Below are 20,359 nucleotides of genomic sequence, written 5' to 3'. Positions count from 1 at the left end.
AATTTAATTGATGGGGCTTATACCTCGTCATACAGCGCCCCGCGCACCCTGCGCGGGGCACTCAGGGCTTAACGCGGTACCAGGTCCAGGCACACCGAGTTGATGCAATAACGCAAGCCGGTGGGCGGCGGGCCATCCGGGAACACATGCCCCAGGTGCGCATCGCATTTCGCGCAGGTCACTTCGGTACGGATCATGCCATGGCTGACGTCACGGATCTCGATCATCGCGCTGTCGGCAATCGGCGCATAGAAGCTGGGCCAGCCGCAGCCCGAGTCAAACTTGGTGGCTGAATCGAACAGCGCCTCGTTACAGCAAATGCAGTGGTACACGCCGTCGGTCTTGGTGGCGTTGTACTTGCCGGAAAACGGCCGCTCGGTGCCTTTGAGACGGCACACATTGTATTGTTCGGGGTCGAGCATCGCTTTCCATTCATCAATGGTTTTCTGCAGCTTTTCCATCGGTACACCTCGGCAACTTAAAAAGCCTGATCTGTGTCTTTTCCATGGATCAGGCGGCACGTATGATTGCGCCTCTTCAAAACGCCAGTCTGGCACCCGCGCTATCGGCATTCAAACGCATTTTTGGGTGCAGGCCTCGCAGGATTCGCAGTACGGTAGTGTCCACGCCGTCTGGATCGTTCATTTTCAGGATCACATCGCCATGCAGGTCAGCAAATCGAACAAGCTCGCCAACGTCTGCTACGACATTCGCGGCCCAGTGCTCAAGCACGCCAAGCGCCTGGAAGAGGAAGGCCATCGTATCCTCAAGCTGAACATTGGCAACCCCGCGCCCTTTGGTTTCGAAGCACCGGATGAAATCCTCCAGGACGTGATCCGCAACCTGCCGACCGCGCAAGGCTACAGCGACTCCAAAGGCCTGTTCAGCGCGCGTAAGGCGGTGATGCAGTACTACCAGCAAAAGCAGGTTGAAGGTGTCGGCATCGAAGACATCTACCTGGGCAATGGCGTGTCCGAGCTGATCGTGATGTCCATGCAGGCCTTGCTCAACAATGGCGACGAAGTGCTGGTGCCGGCGCCGGACTACCCATTGTGGACCGCCGCCGTGACCCTGGCCGGCGGCCACCCGGTGCACTACCTGTGCGACGAAGGCGCCGACTGGTTCCCGGACCTGGCCGACATCAAGGCCAAAATCACCCCGAACACCAAAGCCCTGGTGATCATCAACCCGAACAACCCCACCGGCGCCGTGTATTCCAAAGAGGTGCTGCTGGGCATGCTTGAGCTGGCGCGCCAGCACAACCTGGTGGTGTTCTCCGACGAGATCTACGACAAGATCCTCTATGATGATGCCGTGCATATCTGCACCGGCTCGCTGGCCCCGGACCTGCTGTGCCTGACCTTCAATGGCTTGTCCAAATCCTACCGCGTGGCGGGTTTCCGTTCCGGCTGGATAGCCATCTCCGGGCCCAAGCACAATGCGCAAAGCTACATCGAAGGCATTGATATGCTGGCCAACATGCGCCTGTGCGCCAACGTGCCAAGCCAACACGCGATCCAGACCGCGCTCGGCGGCTACCAGAGCATCAACGACCTGGTACTGCCGCAGGGCCGCCTGCTGGAACAGCGCAACCGTACGTGGGAATTGCTTAACGCGATCCCCGGCGTCAGTTGCGTGAAGCCCATGGGCGCGCTGTATGCCTTCCCGCGGATCGACCCGAAAGTCTGCCCGATCTTCAATGACGAGAAGTTCGTGCTCGACCTGCTGCTGTCGGAAAAACTGTTGGTGGTGCAGGGAACGGCGTTCAACTGGCCGTGGCCGGATCACTTCCGTGTGGTCACGTTGCCGCGCGTGGATGACCTGGACATGGCTATCGGTCGCATCGGCAACTTCCTCAAGTCCTATCGTCAGTAACGAAAATGGCGCTGTACGACCGAGTTTCGGTCGTACGGCGATTATCTGGCAACACTTCTCTGCCCTGCCGCTCCGTTCACCTGTCGCGGCACACCATGGAGTGGCCAGCCCCTTTGGTTACGGGACGCCACGGCAATAATCGGCTGATCACGGCCAACGTTGCGGGTCGGAAAATTCCCTCAAGCCTCTACATTCTTGCTGTAGGACACAGTTTGAAATAGTCGCTCGGTTGAATCACCCCATGCCGCACCTTATATACCCCGCAGTACGCGACATATTAAGCATGAGGAGAACTCTACAACCATGATGCGCATCCTGCTGTTCTTGGCCACTAACCTGGCGGTCGTGCTGATTGCCAGCATCACCCTGAGCCTTTTCGGCTTCAACGGGTTCATGGCGGCCAACGGGGTCGATCTGAACCTTAACCAGTTGCTGGTCTTCTGTGCAGTCTTTGGTTTTGCCGGCTCACTGTTCTCGCTGTTCATCTCCAAGTGGATGGCGAAGATGAGCACCAGCACCCAGGTGATCACCCAGCCTCGCACTCGCCATGAGCAATGGCTGCTGCAGACCGTGGAGCAGTTGTCCCGCGAGGCCGGAATCAAGATGCCTGAGGTCGGGATCTTCCCGGCCTATGAAGCCAACGCCTTTGCCACCGGCTGGAACAAAAACGACGCGCTCGTTGCGGTCAGCCAGGGCATGCTGGAACGCTTCACGTACGACGAAGTGAAGGCGGTATTGGCTCACGAAATCGGCCACGTGGCCAACGGCGACATGGTCACGTTGGCGCTGGTGCAAGGCGTGGTGAACACCTTCGTGATGTTCTTCGCGCGGATCATCGGCAACTTCGTCGACAAGGTCATTTTCAAAAACGAAGGCGGCCGCGGCATTGCCTACTTCGCAGCGACCATTTTCGCTGAAGTGGTACTCGGCTTCCTGGCCAGCGCGATCACCATGTGGTTCTCGCGCAAACGCGAGTTCCGCGCAGACGAAGCCGGTGCCCGCCTGGCCGGTACCGGCGCGATGATTGCAGCGCTGCAACACCTGCGCTCCGAACAGGGCCTGCCGGTGCACATGCCCGACAGCCTGACGGCGTTTGGCATTAACGGCGGTATCAAGCAGGGCTTTGCGCGTATGTTCATGAGCCACCCACCGCTGGAAGAGCGCATCGACGCGCTGCGCCGTCGGGGCTGATAGCTGGGTAGTCATACCGGAAGGGGCGATCTGATCGCCCCTTTTTTGTGGCATTTTTTTAATTTAACGGGGGTTTCCAGACCAAGATCAAAAGCAGGCGGCCCAAAAGCCGACCCAATCCCTCAAACCGAACTCGGTCAACTGTGGGAGCGGGCTTGCTCGCGATTGCGGTGTGTCAGATAAATATTTTTCAACTGACACACTGCAATCGCGAGCAAGCCCACTCCCACAGAAAGCAAAAATCTGCTGTGTACTCCAAATCCCCTTTTGATCTACTTTAACCACTCAGGCCGCGGTGCTCTGGAGCTTGGGAGCGCCTGGTAAGCCGGTAGACCCGCTCTTCCAGACGGGTCACGCCGTCCTGCACAAACTTCCAGCTTTCGCCCAAAATGTCCTGCTCCTGCACCACTCGCACAGCCCAGTTCGCCCCCAGCAAGACCCTCACTTCTTCATCACTCACCGCAAAGGGAGGTCCCGCCTTCTGCGTCTGGTCGTAGTCGAGTGTGATCAACAGCCCCTCACAGCCCAGCCCCAGCAGCGTATTAAGCTGCTCGGCATAGTGCACGCGCATCAATGGTGGCAACGCGATCAACGCCGCACGGTCGTAGAGCGCGGTGCAATCGGCCACCGCATCAGCGCCCAAAGCAAAAAAGTCACCACACCACACCTCGACCAAACCCGCCTGGTACACCTTGAACACACCCCGCTGGCTGACCCTCGGCACAAGCCCCTGCTCACTGAAAAACGCATCAACCGCCTGCTCCGACAGCTCAACACCCAGCACGCGATGCCCGGCACTGGCCAGCCAGACTAAATCCAGGCTCTTGCCACACAACGGCACCAGCACCTTCGCTCCATCGGCCAGGCCCAGCGTCGGCCAATGCCGCTGCAGATAGGGATTGACCTGTGGCAAATGGAAGCCGATCTGATTACGCGCCCAGCGCTCCCGCCAAAACTCAGAATCCATAAACCCTCCTGAAAAATCGATCACTACACGCTAAAACTTATATTAGATTTAGATCAATGATCTGATTGAAGATGGGCGCATGTTAACGCTCAGGACCCCACTTATGCTCCCCAGCCTGTTCATCTCCCACGGCTCGCCCATGCTTGCCCTGCAACCCGGTGCCAGCGGCCCCGCGCTGCGGCGTCTGGCCGCCGAACTGCCGCAGCCCAAGGCGATTGTGGTGGTGTCGGCGCACTGGGAGAGCCACGAGTTATTGGTCAGCGGCAGCGCCGCCCCGGAAACCTGGCACGATTTCGGCGGTTTTCCCCGTGAACTGTTTGCCGTGCAATACCCGGCGCCAGGCGACCCGCCGTTGGCGAACGAGATTGTGCAGTTGCTCAACGCCGATGGCTTGACTGCGCGCATTGATAATCGCCGCCCGTTCGACCACGGCACTTGGGTGCCGCTGTCGCTGATGTATCCGGCTGCGAATATCCCTGTGGTTCAAGTGTCGTTGCCCAGCCACATGGGCCCTGTCCTGCAGACACGCGTGGGCCAGGCGCTGGGCAGCCTGCGCGAGCAAGGCGTGCTGTTGATCGGCTCCGGCAGCATCACGCATAACCTCGGTGAGCTGGACTGGCAGGCCGGCCCTGAGAGCATCGAGCCATGGGCACGTGATTTTCGCGATTGGGTGGTGGCCAAACTCGCCGCCAACGACGAATCAGCCTTGCACGACTACCGCCGCCAGGCGCCGCATGCCGTGCGCAACCACCCGAGCGATGAGCACTTGTTGCCGCTGTACTTTGCACGCGGTGCCGGTGGTGATTTCAGTGTGGCGCACCAAGGCTTCACCCTCGGCGCGCTGGGCATGGACATCTATCGCTTTGGCTGACGCAGGCCAGCCCCACAGTGGAATGGGTTCTGATCAGGCAAAAAAAAATCCCCGAACCAGTCGGGGATTTTTTATTGGCGATCAATCAGCCCAAGGGCGGATCAATCTTCGCGGTAGCGACGCAGCTTCAACTGCTTACCGGCAACGCGAGTGTCTTTCAGCTTGGTCAGCAGTTTTTCCAGACCGTCTTCCGGCAGCTCCACCAGGGAGAAGCTGTCACGCACCTGGATGCGACCGATCGCTTCACGTGCCAGGCCACCCTCGTTGAGGATAGCGCCCAGCAGGTTCTTGGCGGCGATACCATCACGCGCGCCCAGCGCGGTACGGCAACGGGCACGACCTTCAGCCAATGGAACCGGAGCGCGACGCTCACGATCACCACGGTCTGGACGGTCGCCAGTACGCTCTGGACGATCACCGCGTGGTGCGTTGTTCGGCACCAGTGGGCGATCTTTCTCGATGGCTGCCAGGGTCAGGGCCTGACCGTTGGTAGCTTTGCGCAGCAGGGCTGCAGCCAGGGCACGCGGGGTGCAACCGATATCGGCAGTCAGGCGGTCGAGCAATTCGCCGTGGGTCGATTCAGCGTCAGCCACCAGCGGCGACAAGCTGTTGGTCAGTTTCTTGATGCGAGCATCGAGAACAGCCTGAGCATCCGGCAGGCGGACTTCGGCAACTTTTTGACCGGTTACACGCTCGATCACTTGCAGCATGCGGCGCTCACGTGGAGTCACCAGCAGCAGTGCACGACCTTCGCGGCCCGCACGGCCGGTACGGCCGATACGGTGAACGTAGGACTCGGGGTCGTACGGCATGTCAACGTTGAACACGTGAGTGATACGTGGAACGTCGAGGCCACGGGCAGCAACGTCGGTCGCCACAACGATGTCCAGACGGCCATCCTTGAGGGAGTCGATCACGCGCTCACGTTGGTTCTGGGCGATGTCACCGTTCAGCGCAGCGGCTTTGTAGCCTTTGGCTTCCAGGGCACTGGCCAGGTCCAGGGTCGCTTGCTTGGTGCGCACGAACATGATCAGGGCGTCGAAGTCTTCGACTTCCAGCAGGCTCAATACAGCCGAGGTCTTCTGGTCAGCGTGAACCAACAGGTGAGCCTGTTCGATCGCGGTAACGGTCTGAGTCTTGGTCTGGATTTTAACGTGTTGCGGATCGCGCAGGTGGCGTTCGGCAATGGCACGGATCGACTGTGGCAGGGTGGCCGAGAACAGTACGGTCTGACGGGTCGCAGGCAGCGCCTTGAAGATGACTTCCAGGTCATCCATGAAGCCCAGCTTGAGCATTTCGTCAGCTTCGTCGAGCACCAGGTGGTTCACGGTCGACAGCACTTTTTCGTCGCGACGCAGGTGGTCGCACAGACGGCCCGGAGTGGCGACAACGATCTGTGCGCCGTTACGGATTGCCTTGAGTTGTGGGCCCATGGGCGCGCCGCCGTAAACGGCCACAACAGTGACGCCCGGCATTTGCTTGGCGTAGGTTTCAAAGGCGGTTGCTACTTGCAGCGCCAACTCACGGGTTGGCGCCAGGATCAGGGCTTGCGGCTCGCGCTTGGCAGGATCGATGCAGTGCAGGATAGGCAAAGCGAACGCGGCGGTTTTGCCGGTACCGGTTTGCGCCTGGCCGATCATGTCCTGGCCGGCCATGATGATCGGGATCGATTGCTGCTGAATAGCCGAAGGTTCTTCGTAGCCGGTCGCGATGACGGCAGCAAGAATGTTCGGGTTAAGATTAAAAGCGGCGAAGCCGCCGGTTTCCTGGGTCATGGGTCTGCCTCTAAGTGCATCCGCAAAGACCCATGCTCCAAAGCTGCGCATGCCGTGTTGAGACTCAAGAGTCGCCCTGGCTGCTTTGTCGGCGGGGATTTGCGAAAACGAATGAATGAAAAAGATTCGTCAAGGGAGAGTCCGCTGTGCGGACGTGCAGCCGAAGCTGACTTCGGGGAATTGCGCTACCTAAACGCGGCCCGGTTAAAGGCCGGCGCGCACTATACCGGAAATAGCTGAAAAAGGGAGCTTTTTTTATCCTGAACCGCTGAGATACTGCGCCGCGTCATGGCCTTTGCAGATAACACCTGCAGGGTCTGTTTTTCAAAGGCCCGGCCCCGTTGGTCAGAAAGCTTAAACGTTTCACCAGGACCCTGAGACCCTTTGGTCTGAAACCTGACTCCGCGCCCCAGGGCACACCCGATGAATCAACCCGGCAGCAGTCGCGTCAGCCGTGAATGACAGGGCCATGTTCTGCTTTTGGGTCTGGACCGGGGTGGCCCCATCGCGAGCAAGCCCGCTCCCACAGGGGAATGCAGTTCAACCTGAGGAAGCCAGCCAGCACTCACAGGGAGATGCCGTTCAACTGTGGGAGCGGGCTTGCTCGCGATGGCGTCGGCACAGGCGCCTAAGTGGCCGGCCGAATCGCCTTGATCAGCGCTTGCAACGAGTAACCCAGGCGCGGGGCCAAGGCTTCAGCGCGCGCGGTGAGTGCCTCAAGGTCCAACGTCTGATCCAGCTCCGAAGGCACCAGCAGAATCACATTGCCCTCCTTCACCGGCAGTTCCCAGTAATGCCGGTGATACAACCCTCGCAGCAACGCCGCACCCAGCGGTTTGCCATCGTCGGTCGCCCACTGGTTGATCACCAGCCAGCCGCCGGGGTTGAGTTTCTTCTGGCAGTTTTCCAGGAAGGTCCAGGCAAGGTGCCCAACGCCAGGGCCGACATCGGTGTACAGGTCGACGAAAATCAAGTCGGCCGATTCTGCGCTGTCGAGCAATTGCAGCGCGTCACCAATACGGATGTACAGGCGCGGATCGTCGTCCAGCCCGAGGTACTCGATGGCCAGGCGCGGCACATCCGGGCGCAGCTCAATGGCCTCGACGTCTTCCAGCGGCAAAAACTTGAGGCACGCCTGCGTCAGCGTGCCGGCGCCCAAGCCGAGGAACAGCGCGCTCTCCGGCAGCTCATGGCACAACGCACCAATCAACATCGCGCGGGTGTAGTCGTACTCCAGCCAGCTAGGGTCGGCGGTAAATACGCAGCTTTGCTCGATGGCGTCGCCAAATTCGAGAAACCGGTAATCGGCCACTTCGAGCACACGGATCATGCCGAAATCATCATGCACTTCGGCCAGCAGGCGCTCGACACGCTCCTCGCTCATCACTACTCCTAAAGGGTTTACCGCACGGCAAAGGCGCGATTGTCAGCCAACCGGCGGCAACAGGTCACGCACTAATTGCTGATAACATTGGCGCCCGATCGACAATCAACCAATCGAGTTCATGATGAGCCAACCCTGGAGCCCCGACAGCTGGCGCGCCCTGCCTATTCAGCAACAACCCCAGTACCCGGACGCGGCGCACTTGCTGCACGTGGAGCAAACCCTGGCCAGCTACCCGCCCCTGGTGTTTGCCGGGGAAGCCCGCGAGTTGCGTCGTCAGTTTGCCGAAGTGACCCACGGCCGCGCGTTCCTGCTGCAGGGCGGCGACTGCGCCGAGAGCTTCGCCGAGTTCTCGGCTGCAAAAATTCGCGACACCTTCAAGGTGCTGCTGCAGATGGCGATCGTGATGACCTTTGCCGCCGGCTGCCCGGTGGTGAAAGTCGGGCGCATGGCCGGTCAGTTCGCCAAGCCGCGCTCCTCCAACGATGAAACCATCGACGGCATCACCTTGCCCGCTTACCGTGGCGACATCGTCAACGGCATCGGCTTCGACGAAAAAAACCGCGTGCCGGACCCGGACCGCCTGTTGCAGTCGTATCACCAGTCCACCGCCACCCTCAATTTACTGCGCGCATTTGCTCAGGGCGGTTTCGCCGACCTGCACCAAGTGCATCAGTGGAACCTGGACTTTATCGCCAACTCCGCACTGGCCGAGAAGTACAGCCAACTGGCCGACCGCATTGACGAAACCCTGGCCTTCATGCGCGCCTGCGGCATGGACAGCTCGCCGCAACTGCGCGAAACCAGCTTCTTCACCGCCCACGAAGCGCTGCTGCTCAACTACGAGCAAGCCTTCGTACGCCGCGACAGCCTGACCAACGATTACTACGATTGCTCGGCGCATATGCTCTGGATCGGCGACCGCACTCGTCAGTTGGACGGCGCCCACGTCGAATTCCTGCGCGGGGTGAACAACCCGATTGGCGTAAAAGTCGGCCCGAGCATGAACCCCGACGATTTGATCCGCCTGATCGATATTCTTAACCCGCACAACGACCCCGGCCGCCTCAACCTGATCGCGCGCATGGGCGCCGGCAAGGTCGGCGAGCACCTGCCCAAGCTGATTCGCGCCGTGCAGCGCGAAGGCAAGCAAGTGCTGTGGAGCAGTGACCCGATGCATGGCAACACCATCAAGGCCAGCAGCGGCTACAAAACCCGCGACTTTGCGCAGATCCTCGGCGAAGTGAAGGAGTTTTTCCAGGTTCATCAGGCTGAAGGCAGCTATGCCGGCGGGATTCATATCGAGATGACCGGGCAGAACGTCACCGAGTGCATCGGCGGCGCGCGGCCGATCACCGAAGATGGCTTGTCGGACCGTTATCACACGCATTGCGACCCGCGGATGAATGCCGACCAGTCGCTGGAACTGGCGTTTTTGATTGCCGAGACGCTAAAGCAGGTGAAGCGCTAAAACGCTGGATTGAGCGCTGTGGTGCGCCAGCTTGTTGTGGGGCTTGTGTGGCGAGCGGGCTTGCCCCAACAGCAAGCGCGGCGGCCACAGGGCGTTAGTGTTGCAGCATCGCTACTCGCAAGCGGGCGGCGCTGGGCCTTTGGCAATTGAGCTGGACCTGTTCCAGCCCGAGCCAGTGGGCCATTTGCCGCAAGTTCAGCGCCAGCGCTTGCATGCCCTCTTCGCTCAGCCCCGGTTGTTCTTCGTGCACGGCATGCACCGCCAGGCGCCCGTTTGCGCGTTCGGCACGCAGGTCGACGCGCGCGGCTATGCGTTCGTTGTGCAAAAACGGCAGCACGTAGTAGCCGTACACCCGCTTGTGTTGCGGGGTATAGATCTCCAGCCGGTAGCGAAAGTCGAACAGTCGCTCGGTGCGGCTGCGCTCCCAGATCAGCGAATCAAACGGCGACAGCAAGGCACTGGCCGACACCTTGCGCGGCACTTTGGGTTCGGGCAGGCAGTACGCCGGTTGTTTCCAGCCCTGCACCTGGCACGCCAGCAACTGCCCAGCCTCCACCAACTCCGCAAGGCGGTTGCGGCTGTCGGCGGGGTCCAAGCGGAAGTAATCACGCAGGTCCTTTTCGGTGCCTACGCCCAAGGCGCTCGCGCTGTGCAGCAGCAAACCGCGCTGAGCCTCGGCCTCACCCAAGGCCGGCTGTTGAAGAATACTGTCGGGAATAACCCTTTCCGGCAAATCATACAGCCGTTCAAAACCGCGCCGCCCGGCGACGGTGACCAAGCCTGCGGCAAACAACCATTCCAGTGCGTGCTTTTCATCGCTCCAATCCCACCAGGGGCCAGCGCGCTCCTCGCGGGTCGACAAACTGCCCGCGCCCAGCGCACCTTGTCGCTCGACGGTCTGCAATACGCGCTGAATGGTCGCCTGCTGCTCACGACCAAAACGCGCCATCTGCGAATAAATCCCCTGCCCGAGCTTCGCCCTCTCCATTCGCCAACGCATTAACGGGTACAACGCCATCGGCAACAAGGAAGCTTCATGCCCCCAATATTCAAACAGCGAGCGCTGCCGCCCCTGGCTCCAGGCGGCTTGTTCAAGGATCAACGGAGCGTAATTGCCAAGGCGCGAAAACAGCGGCAGGTAATGCGAGCGCACCAGCGCGTTGACCGAATCGATTTGCAACACGCCCAAACGTTCGATCAACCGGTTGACGTGAGCAGCCTTGATCAAGGCCGGCCCCTGGCGCCCGGAAAAGCCTTGGGCCGCCAGCGCCATGCGGCGCGCTTGCTTGATTGAAAAACACAGGTCGGCGGGCATGGTTTTATCCTGAGGGGCGCGCCGACCACCCTACTGCATCAAGGGTCACTTGCGCAGCGGGTCTTGCCAAAAATGCACCTGTCGCGCCTGTTCCACGTCGGCGCGTTTAAGCCCGATGTCCTTGAGCGCGACGTCGCTCAAGCTCGCCAACTGCTGACGCTCGTGCAGCATTGCGCGCCAGCGTGCAACCACCCGAAGCAGCCCAAAAACAGAAAGCTTCGTCATCAATACAACACCTTTTTGACCTTTCATCTTTTCGCCCTCCAGTGGGGATGACGAAAGTGTGTGACTGGCACTAAGATCAATCCAACGAATGTTTCTTATGCAACACATCTCAGGAATTGATCAATTGCCCGACTACCCAAGCATCGACACCGACGTGCTGCGCACCTTCGTCGCGATCGCTGATCAGGGCGGCTTTACGCGTGCCGGCGAGGCGGTCAACCGCACTCAATCGGCGGTGAGCATGCAGATGAAGCGCCTGGAAGAGGACGTGTTGCAGCGCAAGCTGTTCGAGCGCGACGGCCGCCAAGTGCGCCTGACGCCCGAAGGCCAAGTGCTGCTGGGCTATGCGCGGCGCATCCTGAAGCTGCACAGCGAGGTCTTCAACACCCTGCGCGAGCCGCACATGGTGGGGCTGGTGCGCATCGGGACGCCCGACGATTACGTGATGCGCTTCTTGCCGGGCATTCTCAAACCGTTTTCCAAGGCGTACCCGCTGATCCAGATCGAGATGCACTGCGAGTCGTCCACCGTGCTGATGCAGCGCCGCGACCTGGCGCTGACCGTCGTCAGCCGCGAGCCCGGCAATGAAATCGGCGAGTTGTTGCGCACCGAGCGCATGGTCTGGGCGGCGTCGAGGTGTTTCTGCGTGGACGAACACGCTGCGCTGCCACTGGCGATTTCCGGCACCGACTGCCTGTATACCCAGTGGACCCGCGCCGCGCTGGACGCCGCCGGGCGCGACTATCGCATGGCGTATCACAGCTCCAACGTGGCGGCGATTCAGGCGGTGGTTAACGCCGGCCTCGCGGTGATGGTGTGCATGGAAAGCCTGCTGACCGACGACTTGCGGGTGCTCGGCAGCGACGAAGGTTTTCCGCCGCTGCCCTCAATGAACCTGCACTTGCTACGCAACCCGGGCATGACCTCGCCGATCACTGAATGCCTGGCGGACTACATCGTTGAAGGCTTCAGACTTTAAAGGTCAGCATCACCGCGCACACGGCCAGAAAGCCGCAGAACAGGCCGCGCAGCATGCGTTCCGGCATCGCGTGGGCGACTTTAACGCCCCAACTGATGCTGAGCATGCCGCCGACGGCCAACGGCGCGCCGATCATCCAGTCCACCTCGTGGTGCCAGGCGTAAGTCACCAGCGTTACGCTGGTGCTGGGCAACGCCAAGGCCAGCGACAAGCCTTGCGCGACCACTTGGGTGGTGCCGAACAGGCTGGTCAACACCGGCGTGGCCACCACTGCGCCGCCTACCCCAAACAACCCGCCCATCGAGCCGGAAACCGCGCCGAGCACGCCGAGCCACGGCCATGCGTGACGCATCTGCGCAGTCGGCGGCGCAATGCGGGTGAACATGCGCAACAGGTTGTAGGCCGAAAGCACCAGCAGAAAGGCAATAAAACCTAAACGCATGGCGCCTGCGTCCAGGCCCACCGCCCAGATCGAACCGAGCCAGGCAAAGCTGAAGCCCATGATGCCCAGCGGCAGCGCGTGGCGTAATTCGATTCGGTTACGTTGGTGATAACGCCACAAAGCCAGCATCACGTTGGGCACCACCATCACCAGCGCCGTGCCCTGCGCAAGCTGCTGATCAAGGCCAAACAACACGCCGAGCACCGGGATCGCAATCAGCCCGCCACCAATGCCAAACAGGCCGCCAACCGTGCCCAAGGCGGCGCCCAATACCAGGTACATCGCTAAATCCAACACCGCTGATTACTCCAAAAGCCCAGGCCATGCATGCTACGCAGTCGGCTCTGGCGCGGAAACGCACAGCAACGCACAATGGCTGTGCCGATCTTGCATAAGCGCCGCCCATGAACCCGAATACCCTGACCGACCAACTGAGCCTGTTCCTGGATGTATTGGAGACCGGCAGTTTTTCCGCCGCCGCCCGCCGCCATCCGCTGACACCCTCAGCGGTCGCCCGGCGTATCGACAGCCTGGAAAGCTCGGTGGGCAGCCGCTTGTTTCAGCGCAGCACCCACGCAGTGGTGCCCACACCGGCAGGCCTGGCGTTCGCTGAGCGCGCGCGCCGGATCGTCAGCGAGCTGCAATTGGCCCGCGCCGAAGCCGTTTCGTTGAGCCATGCGCCGGAAGGTTTGATTCGTGTAGACGCACCGGCGGCGTTTGGTCGACGGCACCTGGCGCCGGTGATCGCCGATTTTCTGAACGTGTACCCAGGCCTTGATGTGCACCTGCATTTGATCGACAGCTTTGTCGATATGCAGGGCGCCCACTTGGGCAAGGTCGACCTGGTGTTGCGCGCCGGGCATATCGTTGACACTCGGCTGATCGCTACGCCCTTGGCAAGTATCGTGCGTATCGCCTGCGCCAGCCCGGCCTACTTGAAAAGCCGGGGCACGCCAAGCCATCCACGCGAGCTGAGTGAGCATGACGGCCTCGACTGGGACGGCTTGGCGCCCATGTTCGCCTGGCGCTTCGAGCTCGATGGGCGCCGCGCCACCTATCGCCCGCAGCGCATCCGCATGAGCGCCAATAACGCCGAGGCCTTGCTGTCCGGCGCCTTGGCCGGGCTGGGCATCGCGCACCTGCCCACGTGGCTGGCCAGCGAATACCTGGTGCGCGGCGAGCTGTTGCCACTGTTTTGCCAAAGTGGCCTGCCCACGCCGGAAACCACCGGCATCTATGCGTTGCGCCTGGAACAACAGGCTAACGCGCGCAGCCGCTTGCTGCTGGAATACCTGAAATCACGTTTCAGCCCGGTTCCGCCCTGGGATCTGGCACTGCAAAGCGGCCTGGTCTGACCGTACGGCCAGAATTATCTGGCGCGTTAAAGGTTTGACCGCTAGATTCCAGCCCAGACACGCTTTTTCGAGGCACCGCCATGAGCAAAAATCCCAACGCTTGCGAATCCCTGATGCTGGACAACCAGCTCTGTTTCGCCTTGCACTCCACCTCGTTGCTGATGACCAAGGTCTACAAGCCGCTGTTGCAAGCCCTCGGCCTGACCTACCCGCAGTACCTGGCCATGATGGTGCTGTGGGAAGAGGATGGTTTGACCGTCGGCGAAATCAGTAGCCGCTTGTTGACCGATCCCGGTTCCCTCACGCCACTGCTCAAGCGCCTGGAGGCCGAAGGCCTGCTTAGCCGCACCCGCAGCCGCGAAGACGAGCGCGTGGTGGTGGTGGAGCTGACCAAAACCGGGCGGGCCTTGCAGGAAAAGGCGAAGGGCGTTCCACAGTGCATCCTCGGCGCCAGTGGCATGGCGCTTGAGCAGTTGCGCAAATTGCAGGCTGATTTGATTGCATTGCGCGCCAACCTGCAGGCCAACTAAAAAGCCGCAGCTCCCACACTTTTGAAAATTTATCTTGCGCGCTAAACATTAGCGCGATACATTCGCCCCACGAACTACTTAGCGCACAAATATTTAGCACTACACACTCAGAGGACGACACCATGCAAACGCTCTATACCGCAGTAGCCACCGCCACCGGCGGCCGTGATGGTCGTGCTGTTTCCAACGACAACATCCTCGACGTCAAACTCGCCACCCCTAAAGAATTGGGCGGCGCGGGCGGCCAAGCCACCAACCCTGAGCAACTGTTCGCCGCCGGCTACTCGGCCTGCTTTATCGGCGCCTTGAAGTTCGTTGCCAGCCAGACCCAACGCAAAATCCCGGATGACGCTTCGATCACCGCCCACGTCGGCATCGGTCAAATCCCCGGCGGTTTCGGCCTGGACATCGACCTGCACGTAAGCCTGCCGGGCCTGGCCCAAGACGATGCGCAAAGCCTGGTCGACGCCGCGCACCAAGTCTGCCCGTACTCCAACGCCACCCGTGGCAACGTTGATGTGCGCCTGCACGTCACCGTCTGATTAAACGACGCGCATAAAAAAACCCGACGCCAGGTCGGGTTTTTTTCGTATCGGCGGGGCCAGAATTACTTCTTGGCGCGACCTTTGTACGAACCACCTTCGCGGGTGTCGATCTCGATCATGTCGCCGATTTCGATGAAGTCCGCTACTTGCAGCTCGGTACCGTTTTTCAGTTTGGCAGGCTTCATCACCTTGCCCGAAGTGTCGCCGCGAGCGGAACCTTCGGTGTAGTCAACCTGACGCACGATAGTGGTCGGCAGCTCTACGGACACCAGGCGCTCTTCGAAGAAAATAGCTTCGCAGACGTCTTCCATGCCTTCTTCGATGAACGGCAGAACGGCTTCGATATCTTCAGCGTTCAGCTCGTACATGGTGTAGTCGGAAGTGTCCATGAACGTGTAAGTGTCGCCGCTGATGAAGGACAGGGTCGCTTCTTTGCGGTCGAGGATCACGTCGTCCAATTTGTCATCGGCGCTGTAGACGATCTCGGTCTTGTAACCGGTCAGCAGGTTCTTCAGCTTGGTCTTCATGATTGCGCTGTTACGACCAGACTTGGTGAACTCAGCTTTCTGAACCAGCCAAGGGTCGTTTTCAAGACGGATCACTGTACCGGGTTTCAGTTCTTTACCAGTTTTCATTGCGTATATCCGAAATTTGGATGGGGTTTACAAAAATCAAGGTGGCGTATCATATCCAACTTTCATAAAACTGTACCAGCGCCGTCGCAAGATCGGCCTGCAAGCCCTGTTCCAGACACCACGTTTGCGCGTGCTGGCTGACCTCCGGCCAGTGCTCCAGCAGCATTTTCCACGGTTGTGCCATATCGCCATCAGCGTTCCAGGCTTGCCACAGTGCGACAACGCAGGCTTTGGCGGCGGGTGACAAGGCCGCGGTGTACAGCGTCAGGAAGGCGTCGAGCTTGTCCAGATGGATGTCTTCGTCCTGACGGTAGATGTGCCACAACAAAGGCCGCCCCGCCCATTGCGCGCGCACGAATGAGTCTTCGCCACGCACCGCATTGAAGTCGCAGCACCACAGCAGGCGGTCGTATTGCTCCTGGCGTACGAACGGCAGCACTTGCACCGTCAGGGCTTGGCGTTGATGCACATCCCCCGCCGCCAACTGGTCTACACCGAGCCAGCGCTGCACGTCGCCGAGAATACGGCCTTCCGGCACCAACAGATGAGTGGCACAGCCGTCTGTCGCGAGTACGTCCAGCCAACCCGCGAGCCCGGCGTTTTCATACGCGAACAACGACATCAAGCGCGCACCGCCTGCAGGAAACACGCCCAAGGCTTGAAGGAAGTGTTGCTGCGCAGCGGCGTCCTGCTGAAACGCCAGACGCTGTTCCAACAACCCGGCCTCACGCAACAAACCGCCGGTGCCTGCGCGAAAACCAGGAAAGAAGAAGTACTTCTGCACGCCCTTGAACTTCACCGAGGGCAGGCGATGACAGCCCACCACCCATTCTTCTGCGCTGAGGTAATCCAGGTTCATCCACAACGGTGCATGCGCACGTGCCGCCATGGCTTCCATATAATCGGGCGGCAATTGGCACGCGAAGGCGGCGATCACCACATCGGCAGACGGCGTATCGCGCCACTGCGCCGGCCAGTGGTGCACGTCGACGCCCTCTTGCCATTGCTGGTCGCGCTGCACGTCAATCTGCGGGCACATGCGCTCGAACGCGCGCAGGTCATCGACCCACAGGCGCACTTCGCAGGCGTGCTCCACCACCAATTGCCGGGCCAGGCGCCAGGTCACGCCGATGTCGCCGTAATTGTCGACGACGCTGCAAAAAATATCCCAGCGGGGTTTCATTCCGGGCTCCAACGCTCAAAGGTTCGATTGTCCGCATAAATGCGCTGATGCAGAAGGCTTGATCACGATTATTCTGTAGCGTGGCTGTGCGACAATCCCCAGCACGCCGCAAATGCCCGCCAGGAGGCCGCCATGTCTGATCGTCCGTTGTCGCTGCTCAAGCTCAGTGTCGCCATCGCCCTGGGCGTGTGGTTGGGATTTATCGCGATTGCATTGACCACGTGGCTGGCCTCGCGCTACCTGTTCCCGCAAAGCCTGGCGCCGGTCGCCCAAGCGGTTCAACAGTTAGGCAAGCCGGCTGCCGTGGTGCCACCGGAGGCGCCCAACCGTATGTTTGAGCAGTACGAACAAAACCTGCGCCAACAGGAACAGCAACAACGCCTGGAGCAGGCGCGCAACAATAATGCGCGCAACCTGGCCAACCCAAAATGCCAGTTCTGGCTGCAGCAGGACCAGAACGCGCCCACTGAAAAGAGCAAGGCGAATGTCCTGCAATTTTGCGAATGACCCAGCCCAGCCATGAATAAACACGCCGTCCACCAGTTGGTTCTGGAAAAGCTCAGCGTCGACCTCGACATCGCTCAACGTGCCGCGCAGACCGCCTACGAAACCGCGACCCACGAAGAAAACATCGCCGAAAACAAATACGACACGTTGGGGCTGGAGGCATCCTACCTGGCGGCCGGGCAGGCCAGGCGCGTCGAGGAAATCAAACAGGCATTGACGCTGTGCCACACGATGCAACTGCAGGCCTACGATGATCAGCGCGGCATACAGGTCGGCGCGCTACTCGGCCTGGAGGACGAGAACGGTCGCCAGCAGTGGCTGTTCCTGGCACCCGATGCGGCGGGTTTGAAAGTCGATGTGGTTGGCCAACCGGTAACCGTCATCACCCCGCGCTCGCCGTTGGGCAAAAGCCTGCTGGGCAAGTTTGAAGGTGATGAGGTGCAGATCGTGGTCGCGGGCGCTCGGCAACACTTTACGGTTACCGAGGCTAAATAAACCGCTGCAGGCGTCAGCTTAGTGAACCGGCAGTTCTACGCCGGCAAACAGCTCTTCGAGTTCCTGCTTGTTGTGGCATTGAATCGCCTTGGCCATGACTTCGCGGGTCAGGTGCGGCGCGAATTTCTCGATGAAATCGCACATGAAGCCGCGCAGGAACGTGCCACGACGGAAGCCGATCTTGGTCACGCTGGACTCGAACAACTCACTGGCGTCGAGCACCACGAGGTCCTTGTCGAGCACGGTATCGACCGCCATCTTGGCGACGATGCCGACACCCAGGCCCAGGCGAACATAGGTTTTGATCACGTCGGCGTCGGCAGCGGTGAACACCACTTTGGGCGTGAGGCCGCGATGGCTGAATGCTTCGTCGAGCTTGGAGCGGCCGGTAAAACCAAACACGTAGGTCACGATCGGGTATTCAGCCAGCGCTTCCAGGGTCAACTTCGACAGCTTGGCCAGCGGGTGCCCTTGGGGTACGACCACGCAACGGTTCCAGCGATAGCACGGCATCATCACCAGGTCGCCGAACAGCTCAAGGGCTTCGGTGGCGATGGCAAAATCGACGGTGCCATCAGCGGCCATCTCGGCGATTTGCATCGGCGAACCCTGGTGCATGTGCAAGGCAACGTCAGGGTATTGCTTGATGAAGTCGCGGATCACCGGCGGCAGTGCATAACGGGCCTGGGTGTGAGTGGTGGCAATCGACAGCGTGCCCTTCTTCTCGTTGGAGAATTCCTGGGCGATCTGCTTGATGCTTTCGACTTTGCGTAAAATCTCGCCAGCGGTGGTGATGATGCGCTCGCCGGCCGGGGTGACGCGGGTCAGGTGCTTGCCGCTGCGCGCGAATACTTCAACGCCCAGCTCGTCTTCGAGCAGGCGGATCTGCTTGCTGATACCGGGTTGCGAGGTGTAGAGGCTTTGAGCAGTAGCGGAAACGTTGAGGTCGTGGTGCGCCACTTCCCAGATGTAGCGCAGTTGTTGAAGCTTCATAGGTGTCCCTCACAGCGGGTAGACGCCACGGGTATCAGCGACGGTATATAACTATATTAAAGGTTAGACGGATAAATCTAGAACTTTTTATCGTTTATTGCGCATCACACGTTATCACTGCGCAGGCCGCGTAACGACGGCACCAGATAAACCGGCACACTGGACAACTGCAACACCCGCGCAGCGGTGCGTCCGAGCGGTATGTCCGCTGCGGCTGCATGGCTGTGACTGCCCACAATCAACAGGTCGACGGAAAGTTTACGCAGTTGTTCGAGAATCACCTCGCACGGTTTGCCCTGGATCACGCGCACCGAATGAATCAACTGCAAGTCTTGCGCGCCCTCCCCCAACTCCTCGCGAAAACTGTCCAGCACGCGGTGTTCGATCGATGCCATCAGCGTGGTCAGCCCCTGGCTTTGCCACTCGCTCAGGGCCTCCTCATCCAGGTAGCTTTGCAATACCGATTCGGCGAACAGCCCGATGGGCTCAACCACGTGTATCACATACAGCTGCGCCTTGAACGTTCGGGCCAGTGCCAGCGCATGTTGCATGACATAAGGCGCATACACACCGAGGTCGGTGGCGTACAGCATCGAACGAATCATAGAACCTCCTGGGCTGCCAGGATGGCGGAGATTGACTCAGCTTAGCAGCGCCTCAAAGAGTTCGGCTGACTTAGCTTTCGCTGTGGGTTTTCAATTCATTGCTGATGCCGTGGGGCACGTGCCCCGTGGCCACCACCTCCCGGGCTTTCTCACAATGCCCGGCCTGGTCATCAAAAAACACATCGGCGGCAAACGCTTCCAGAAACGCCGACTTTTCCAGGCCGCCAAGGAACAGCGACTCATCCAGGCGGATGTCCCACTCACGCAACGTTCGAATCACTCGCTCATGCGACGGCGCCGAGCGTGCCGTGACCAGCGCGGTACGGATCGGGCAGGCGTCGTCAGCGAACTCACGCTGCAACAGGTTGAGCGCCGCCAGGAAGCCCTTGAACGGGCCGCCGTGCAACGGTTGGCGTGCCGACTCGCGCTCGCTGGCCTGGAACGCCGCCAAACCACCGGACTGGTACACACGCTCCGACTCATCGGAAAACAGCACGGCATCGCCGTCGAACGCAATGCGCAGCTCCTCACTCGACGCGCGACGCGCACCACCCGACAAAATCGTCGCGGCGGCAAAGCCTGCATCCAGTGCACTGCGCACATCTTCGGCGTGTGTCGACAGAAACAAATGGCAGCCAAACGCGGCCAGGTAAGGATACGGGCTGCGCCCGCCGACGAACGCGGCGCGGGAAATATCCAGGCCGTAATGCTGGATCGAATTAAACACCCGCAAGCCGGTGTCGGCACTGTTGCGCGACACCAGCACCACCTCGACGCGAGCACGGCCCAGGCTGGCATTCAGGCTTAAAAGCTTCTTCACCAACGGGAAAGCATCGCCGGTTTCGAGGGTCTCCTCTTCGTGCTCGATCTGGTATTTGCGGTACGCCTCGACACCCTCGGTGAGGTAGACCTTGTGGCTGTCACCCAGGTCGAAGAGTGCCCGCGACGAAATCGCCAGCACCAGTTTGTCGTCCAATCCCTTCGCCATGGTGTTTCCCCCTGATCAGCGGTTGCGC

General features: G+C 60.3%; 22 protein-coding genes. 10 read left to right on the top strand and 12 right to left on the bottom strand.

Features of this window, described 5'->3' with window-relative positions; all coding sequences use genetic code 11:
• Window positions 1-68 precede the first annotated feature (68 nt).
• Window positions 69-461 (bottom strand): peptide-methionine (R)-S-oxide reductase MsrB, encoded by a 393-nt coding sequence (gene msrB / locus AO240_RS21285; RefSeq protein WP_058411775.1) that lies wholly within the window; start codon window positions 459-461, stop codon window positions 69-71.
• A 202-nt stretch (window positions 462-663) separates the two neighbouring features.
• Here msrB and AO240_RS21280 point away from each other — a divergent pair, with 202 nt between their 5' ends.
• Both AO240_RS21280 and htpX read left to right on the top strand, forming a co-directional pair.
• A complete protein-coding gene (locus AO240_RS21280) occupies window positions 664-1,875 on the top strand; it encodes a pyridoxal phosphate-dependent aminotransferase (RefSeq protein WP_058411776.1) in 1,212 nt (403 codons plus the stop codon).
• Between the two features lie 303 nt (window positions 1,876-2,178).
• Window positions 2,179-3,066 (top strand): protease HtpX, encoded by an 888-nt coding sequence (gene htpX, locus AO240_RS21275; RefSeq protein WP_099238975.1) that lies wholly within the window; start codon window positions 2,179-2,181, stop codon window positions 3,064-3,066.
• Window positions 3,067-3,343: 277 nt separating this feature from the next.
• On the opposite strand, the gene AO240_RS21270 is transcribed toward htpX, so the two are convergent.
• Window positions 3,344-4,033, bottom strand: coding sequence for a thiopurine S-methyltransferase (locus AO240_RS21270; RefSeq protein ID WP_099238973.1), 690 nt, complete (start codon window positions 4,031-4,033; stop codon window positions 3,344-3,346).
• Window positions 4,034-4,136: 103 nt separating this feature from the next.
• Here AO240_RS21270 and AO240_RS21265 point away from each other — a divergent pair, with 103 nt between their 5' ends.
• Window positions 4,137-4,904 (top strand): class III extradiol ring-cleavage dioxygenase, encoded by a 768-nt coding sequence (locus AO240_RS21265; protein WP_099238971.1) that lies wholly within the window; start codon window positions 4,137-4,139, stop codon window positions 4,902-4,904.
• A 101-nt stretch (window positions 4,905-5,005) separates the two neighbouring features.
• Here the strand turns inward: AO240_RS21265 and AO240_RS21260 are convergent, their stop codons facing one another.
• Together AO240_RS21260 and AO240_RS21255 are read right to left on the bottom strand one after the other, a co-directional pair.
• Window positions 5,006-6,679 carry a DEAD/DEAH box helicase gene (locus tag AO240_RS21260; protein WP_058415870.1) on the bottom strand — a complete coding sequence of 558 codons (1,674 nt, stop codon included), beginning with the start codon at window positions 6,677-6,679 and terminating at the stop codon, window positions 5,006-5,008.
• Window positions 6,680-7,307: 628 nt separating this feature from the next.
• Window positions 7,308-8,063: a spermidine synthase gene (locus AO240_RS21255; protein ID WP_099238969.1), complete on the bottom strand. Its 756-nt coding sequence runs from the start codon at window positions 8,061-8,063 to the stop codon at window positions 7,308-7,310.
• 124 nt (window positions 8,064-8,187) lie between these two features.
• Between AO240_RS21255 and AO240_RS21250 the strand changes: the two genes are divergently transcribed.
• Window positions 8,188-9,534: a class II 3-deoxy-7-phosphoheptulonate synthase gene (locus AO240_RS21250; protein WP_058414660.1), complete on the top strand. Its 1,347-nt coding sequence runs from the start codon at window positions 8,188-8,190 to the stop codon at window positions 9,532-9,534.
• A gap of 94 nt (window positions 9,535-9,628) precedes the next feature.
• Here AO240_RS21250 and AO240_RS21245 read toward each other — a convergent pair whose 3' ends face one another.
• The gene (locus AO240_RS21245; protein ID WP_099238958.1) at window positions 9,629-10,849 is read right to left on the bottom strand and encodes a winged helix-turn-helix domain-containing protein; all 1,221 of its coding nucleotides are present in this window, start codon (window positions 10,847-10,849) and stop codon (window positions 9,629-9,631) included.
• 45 nt (window positions 10,850-10,894) lie between these two features.
• A complete protein-coding gene (locus AO240_RS29065) occupies window positions 10,895-11,101 on the bottom strand; it encodes a DUF1127 domain-containing protein (RefSeq protein WP_371918667.1) in 207 nt (68 codons plus the stop codon).
• 70 nt (window positions 11,102-11,171) lie between these two features.
• On the opposite strand from AO240_RS29065, the gene AO240_RS21235 reads away from it, so the two are divergent.
• On the top strand, window positions 11,172-12,053 hold the full coding sequence (locus tag AO240_RS21235; RefSeq protein WP_099238954.1) for a LysR family transcriptional regulator: 882 nt from the start codon (window positions 11,172-11,174) through the stop codon (window positions 12,051-12,053).
• On the opposite strand, the gene AO240_RS21230 is transcribed toward AO240_RS21235, so the two are convergent.
• Window positions 12,043-12,792: a sulfite exporter TauE/SafE family protein gene (locus AO240_RS21230; RefSeq protein ID WP_099238952.1), complete on the bottom strand. Its 750-nt coding sequence runs from the start codon at window positions 12,790-12,792 to the stop codon at window positions 12,043-12,045. The genes AO240_RS21235 and AO240_RS21230 overlap by 11 nt on opposite strands.
• Before the next feature lie 107 nt (window positions 12,793-12,899).
• Between AO240_RS21230 and AO240_RS21225 the strand changes: the two genes are divergently transcribed.
• The 3 genes from AO240_RS21225 to AO240_RS21215 all read left to right on the top strand — a co-directional run bounded on the left by AO240_RS21225 (window position 12,900) and on the right by AO240_RS21215 (window position 14,922).
• Window positions 12,900-13,850 (top strand): LysR family transcriptional regulator, encoded by a 951-nt coding sequence (locus AO240_RS21225; RefSeq protein ID WP_099238950.1) that lies wholly within the window; start codon window positions 12,900-12,902, stop codon window positions 13,848-13,850.
• An 80-nt stretch (window positions 13,851-13,930) separates the two neighbouring features.
• Window positions 13,931-14,380, top strand: coding sequence for a MarR family winged helix-turn-helix transcriptional regulator (locus tag AO240_RS21220; RefSeq protein ID WP_099238948.1), 450 nt, complete (start codon window positions 13,931-13,933; stop codon window positions 14,378-14,380).
• A 122-nt stretch (window positions 14,381-14,502) separates the two neighbouring features.
• Window positions 14,503-14,922, top strand: coding sequence for an organic hydroperoxide resistance protein (locus AO240_RS21215; RefSeq protein WP_099238947.1), 420 nt, complete (start codon window positions 14,503-14,505; stop codon window positions 14,920-14,922).
• Window positions 14,923-14,987: 65 nt separating this feature from the next.
• Here the strand turns inward: AO240_RS21215 and AO240_RS21210 are convergent, their stop codons facing one another.
• Entirely contained in the window at window positions 14,988-15,560 is a 573-nt protein-coding gene (locus AO240_RS21210; RefSeq protein WP_058414667.1) for an elongation factor P, read from the bottom strand.
• A gap of 49 nt (window positions 15,561-15,609) precedes the next feature.
• Window positions 15,610-16,743, bottom strand: coding sequence for an elongation factor P maturation arginine rhamnosyltransferase EarP (gene earP, locus AO240_RS21205; RefSeq protein ID WP_099238945.1), 1,134 nt, complete (start codon window positions 16,741-16,743; stop codon window positions 15,610-15,612).
• A gap of 132 nt (window positions 16,744-16,875) precedes the next feature.
• Here earP and AO240_RS21200 point away from each other — a divergent pair, with 132 nt between their 5' ends.
• Entirely contained in the window at window positions 16,876-17,250 is a 375-nt protein-coding gene (locus tag AO240_RS21200) for a hypothetical protein (protein WP_099238943.1), read from the top strand.
• A 12-nt stretch (window positions 17,251-17,262) separates the two neighbouring features.
• Window positions 17,263-17,745: a GreA/GreB family elongation factor gene (locus AO240_RS21195; RefSeq protein ID WP_099238941.1), complete on the top strand. Its 483-nt coding sequence runs from the start codon at window positions 17,263-17,265 to the stop codon at window positions 17,743-17,745.
• A gap of 18 nt (window positions 17,746-17,763) precedes the next feature.
• Here the strand turns inward: AO240_RS21195 and cysB are convergent, their stop codons facing one another.
• From cysB to AO240_RS21180, 3 genes are all read right to left on the bottom strand, one after another.
• Window positions 17,764-18,738, bottom strand: coding sequence for an HTH-type transcriptional regulator CysB (gene cysB, locus AO240_RS21190; protein WP_058414671.1), 975 nt, complete (start codon window positions 18,736-18,738; stop codon window positions 17,764-17,766).
• Between the two features lie 104 nt (window positions 18,739-18,842).
• The gene (locus tag AO240_RS21185; protein ID WP_099238939.1) at window positions 18,843-19,343 is read right to left on the bottom strand and encodes a universal stress protein; all 501 of its coding nucleotides are present in this window, start codon (window positions 19,341-19,343) and stop codon (window positions 18,843-18,845) included.
• 70 nt (window positions 19,344-19,413) lie between these two features.
• Entirely contained in the window at window positions 19,414-20,331 is a 918-nt protein-coding gene (locus AO240_RS21180; protein WP_099238937.1) for a 5'-nucleotidase, read from the bottom strand.
• Window positions 20,332-20,359 lie beyond the last annotated feature (28 nt).

It is taken from the genome of Pseudomonas sp. ICMP 460, assembly GCF_002723595.1.
GTDB lineage: Bacteria > Pseudomonadota > Gammaproteobacteria > Pseudomonadales > Pseudomonadaceae > Aquipseudomonas > Aquipseudomonas kitaguniensis.
The sequence above is the reverse complement of the archived record's forward strand: the minus strand, read 5'-3'. Positions and strand labels throughout refer to the sequence as shown.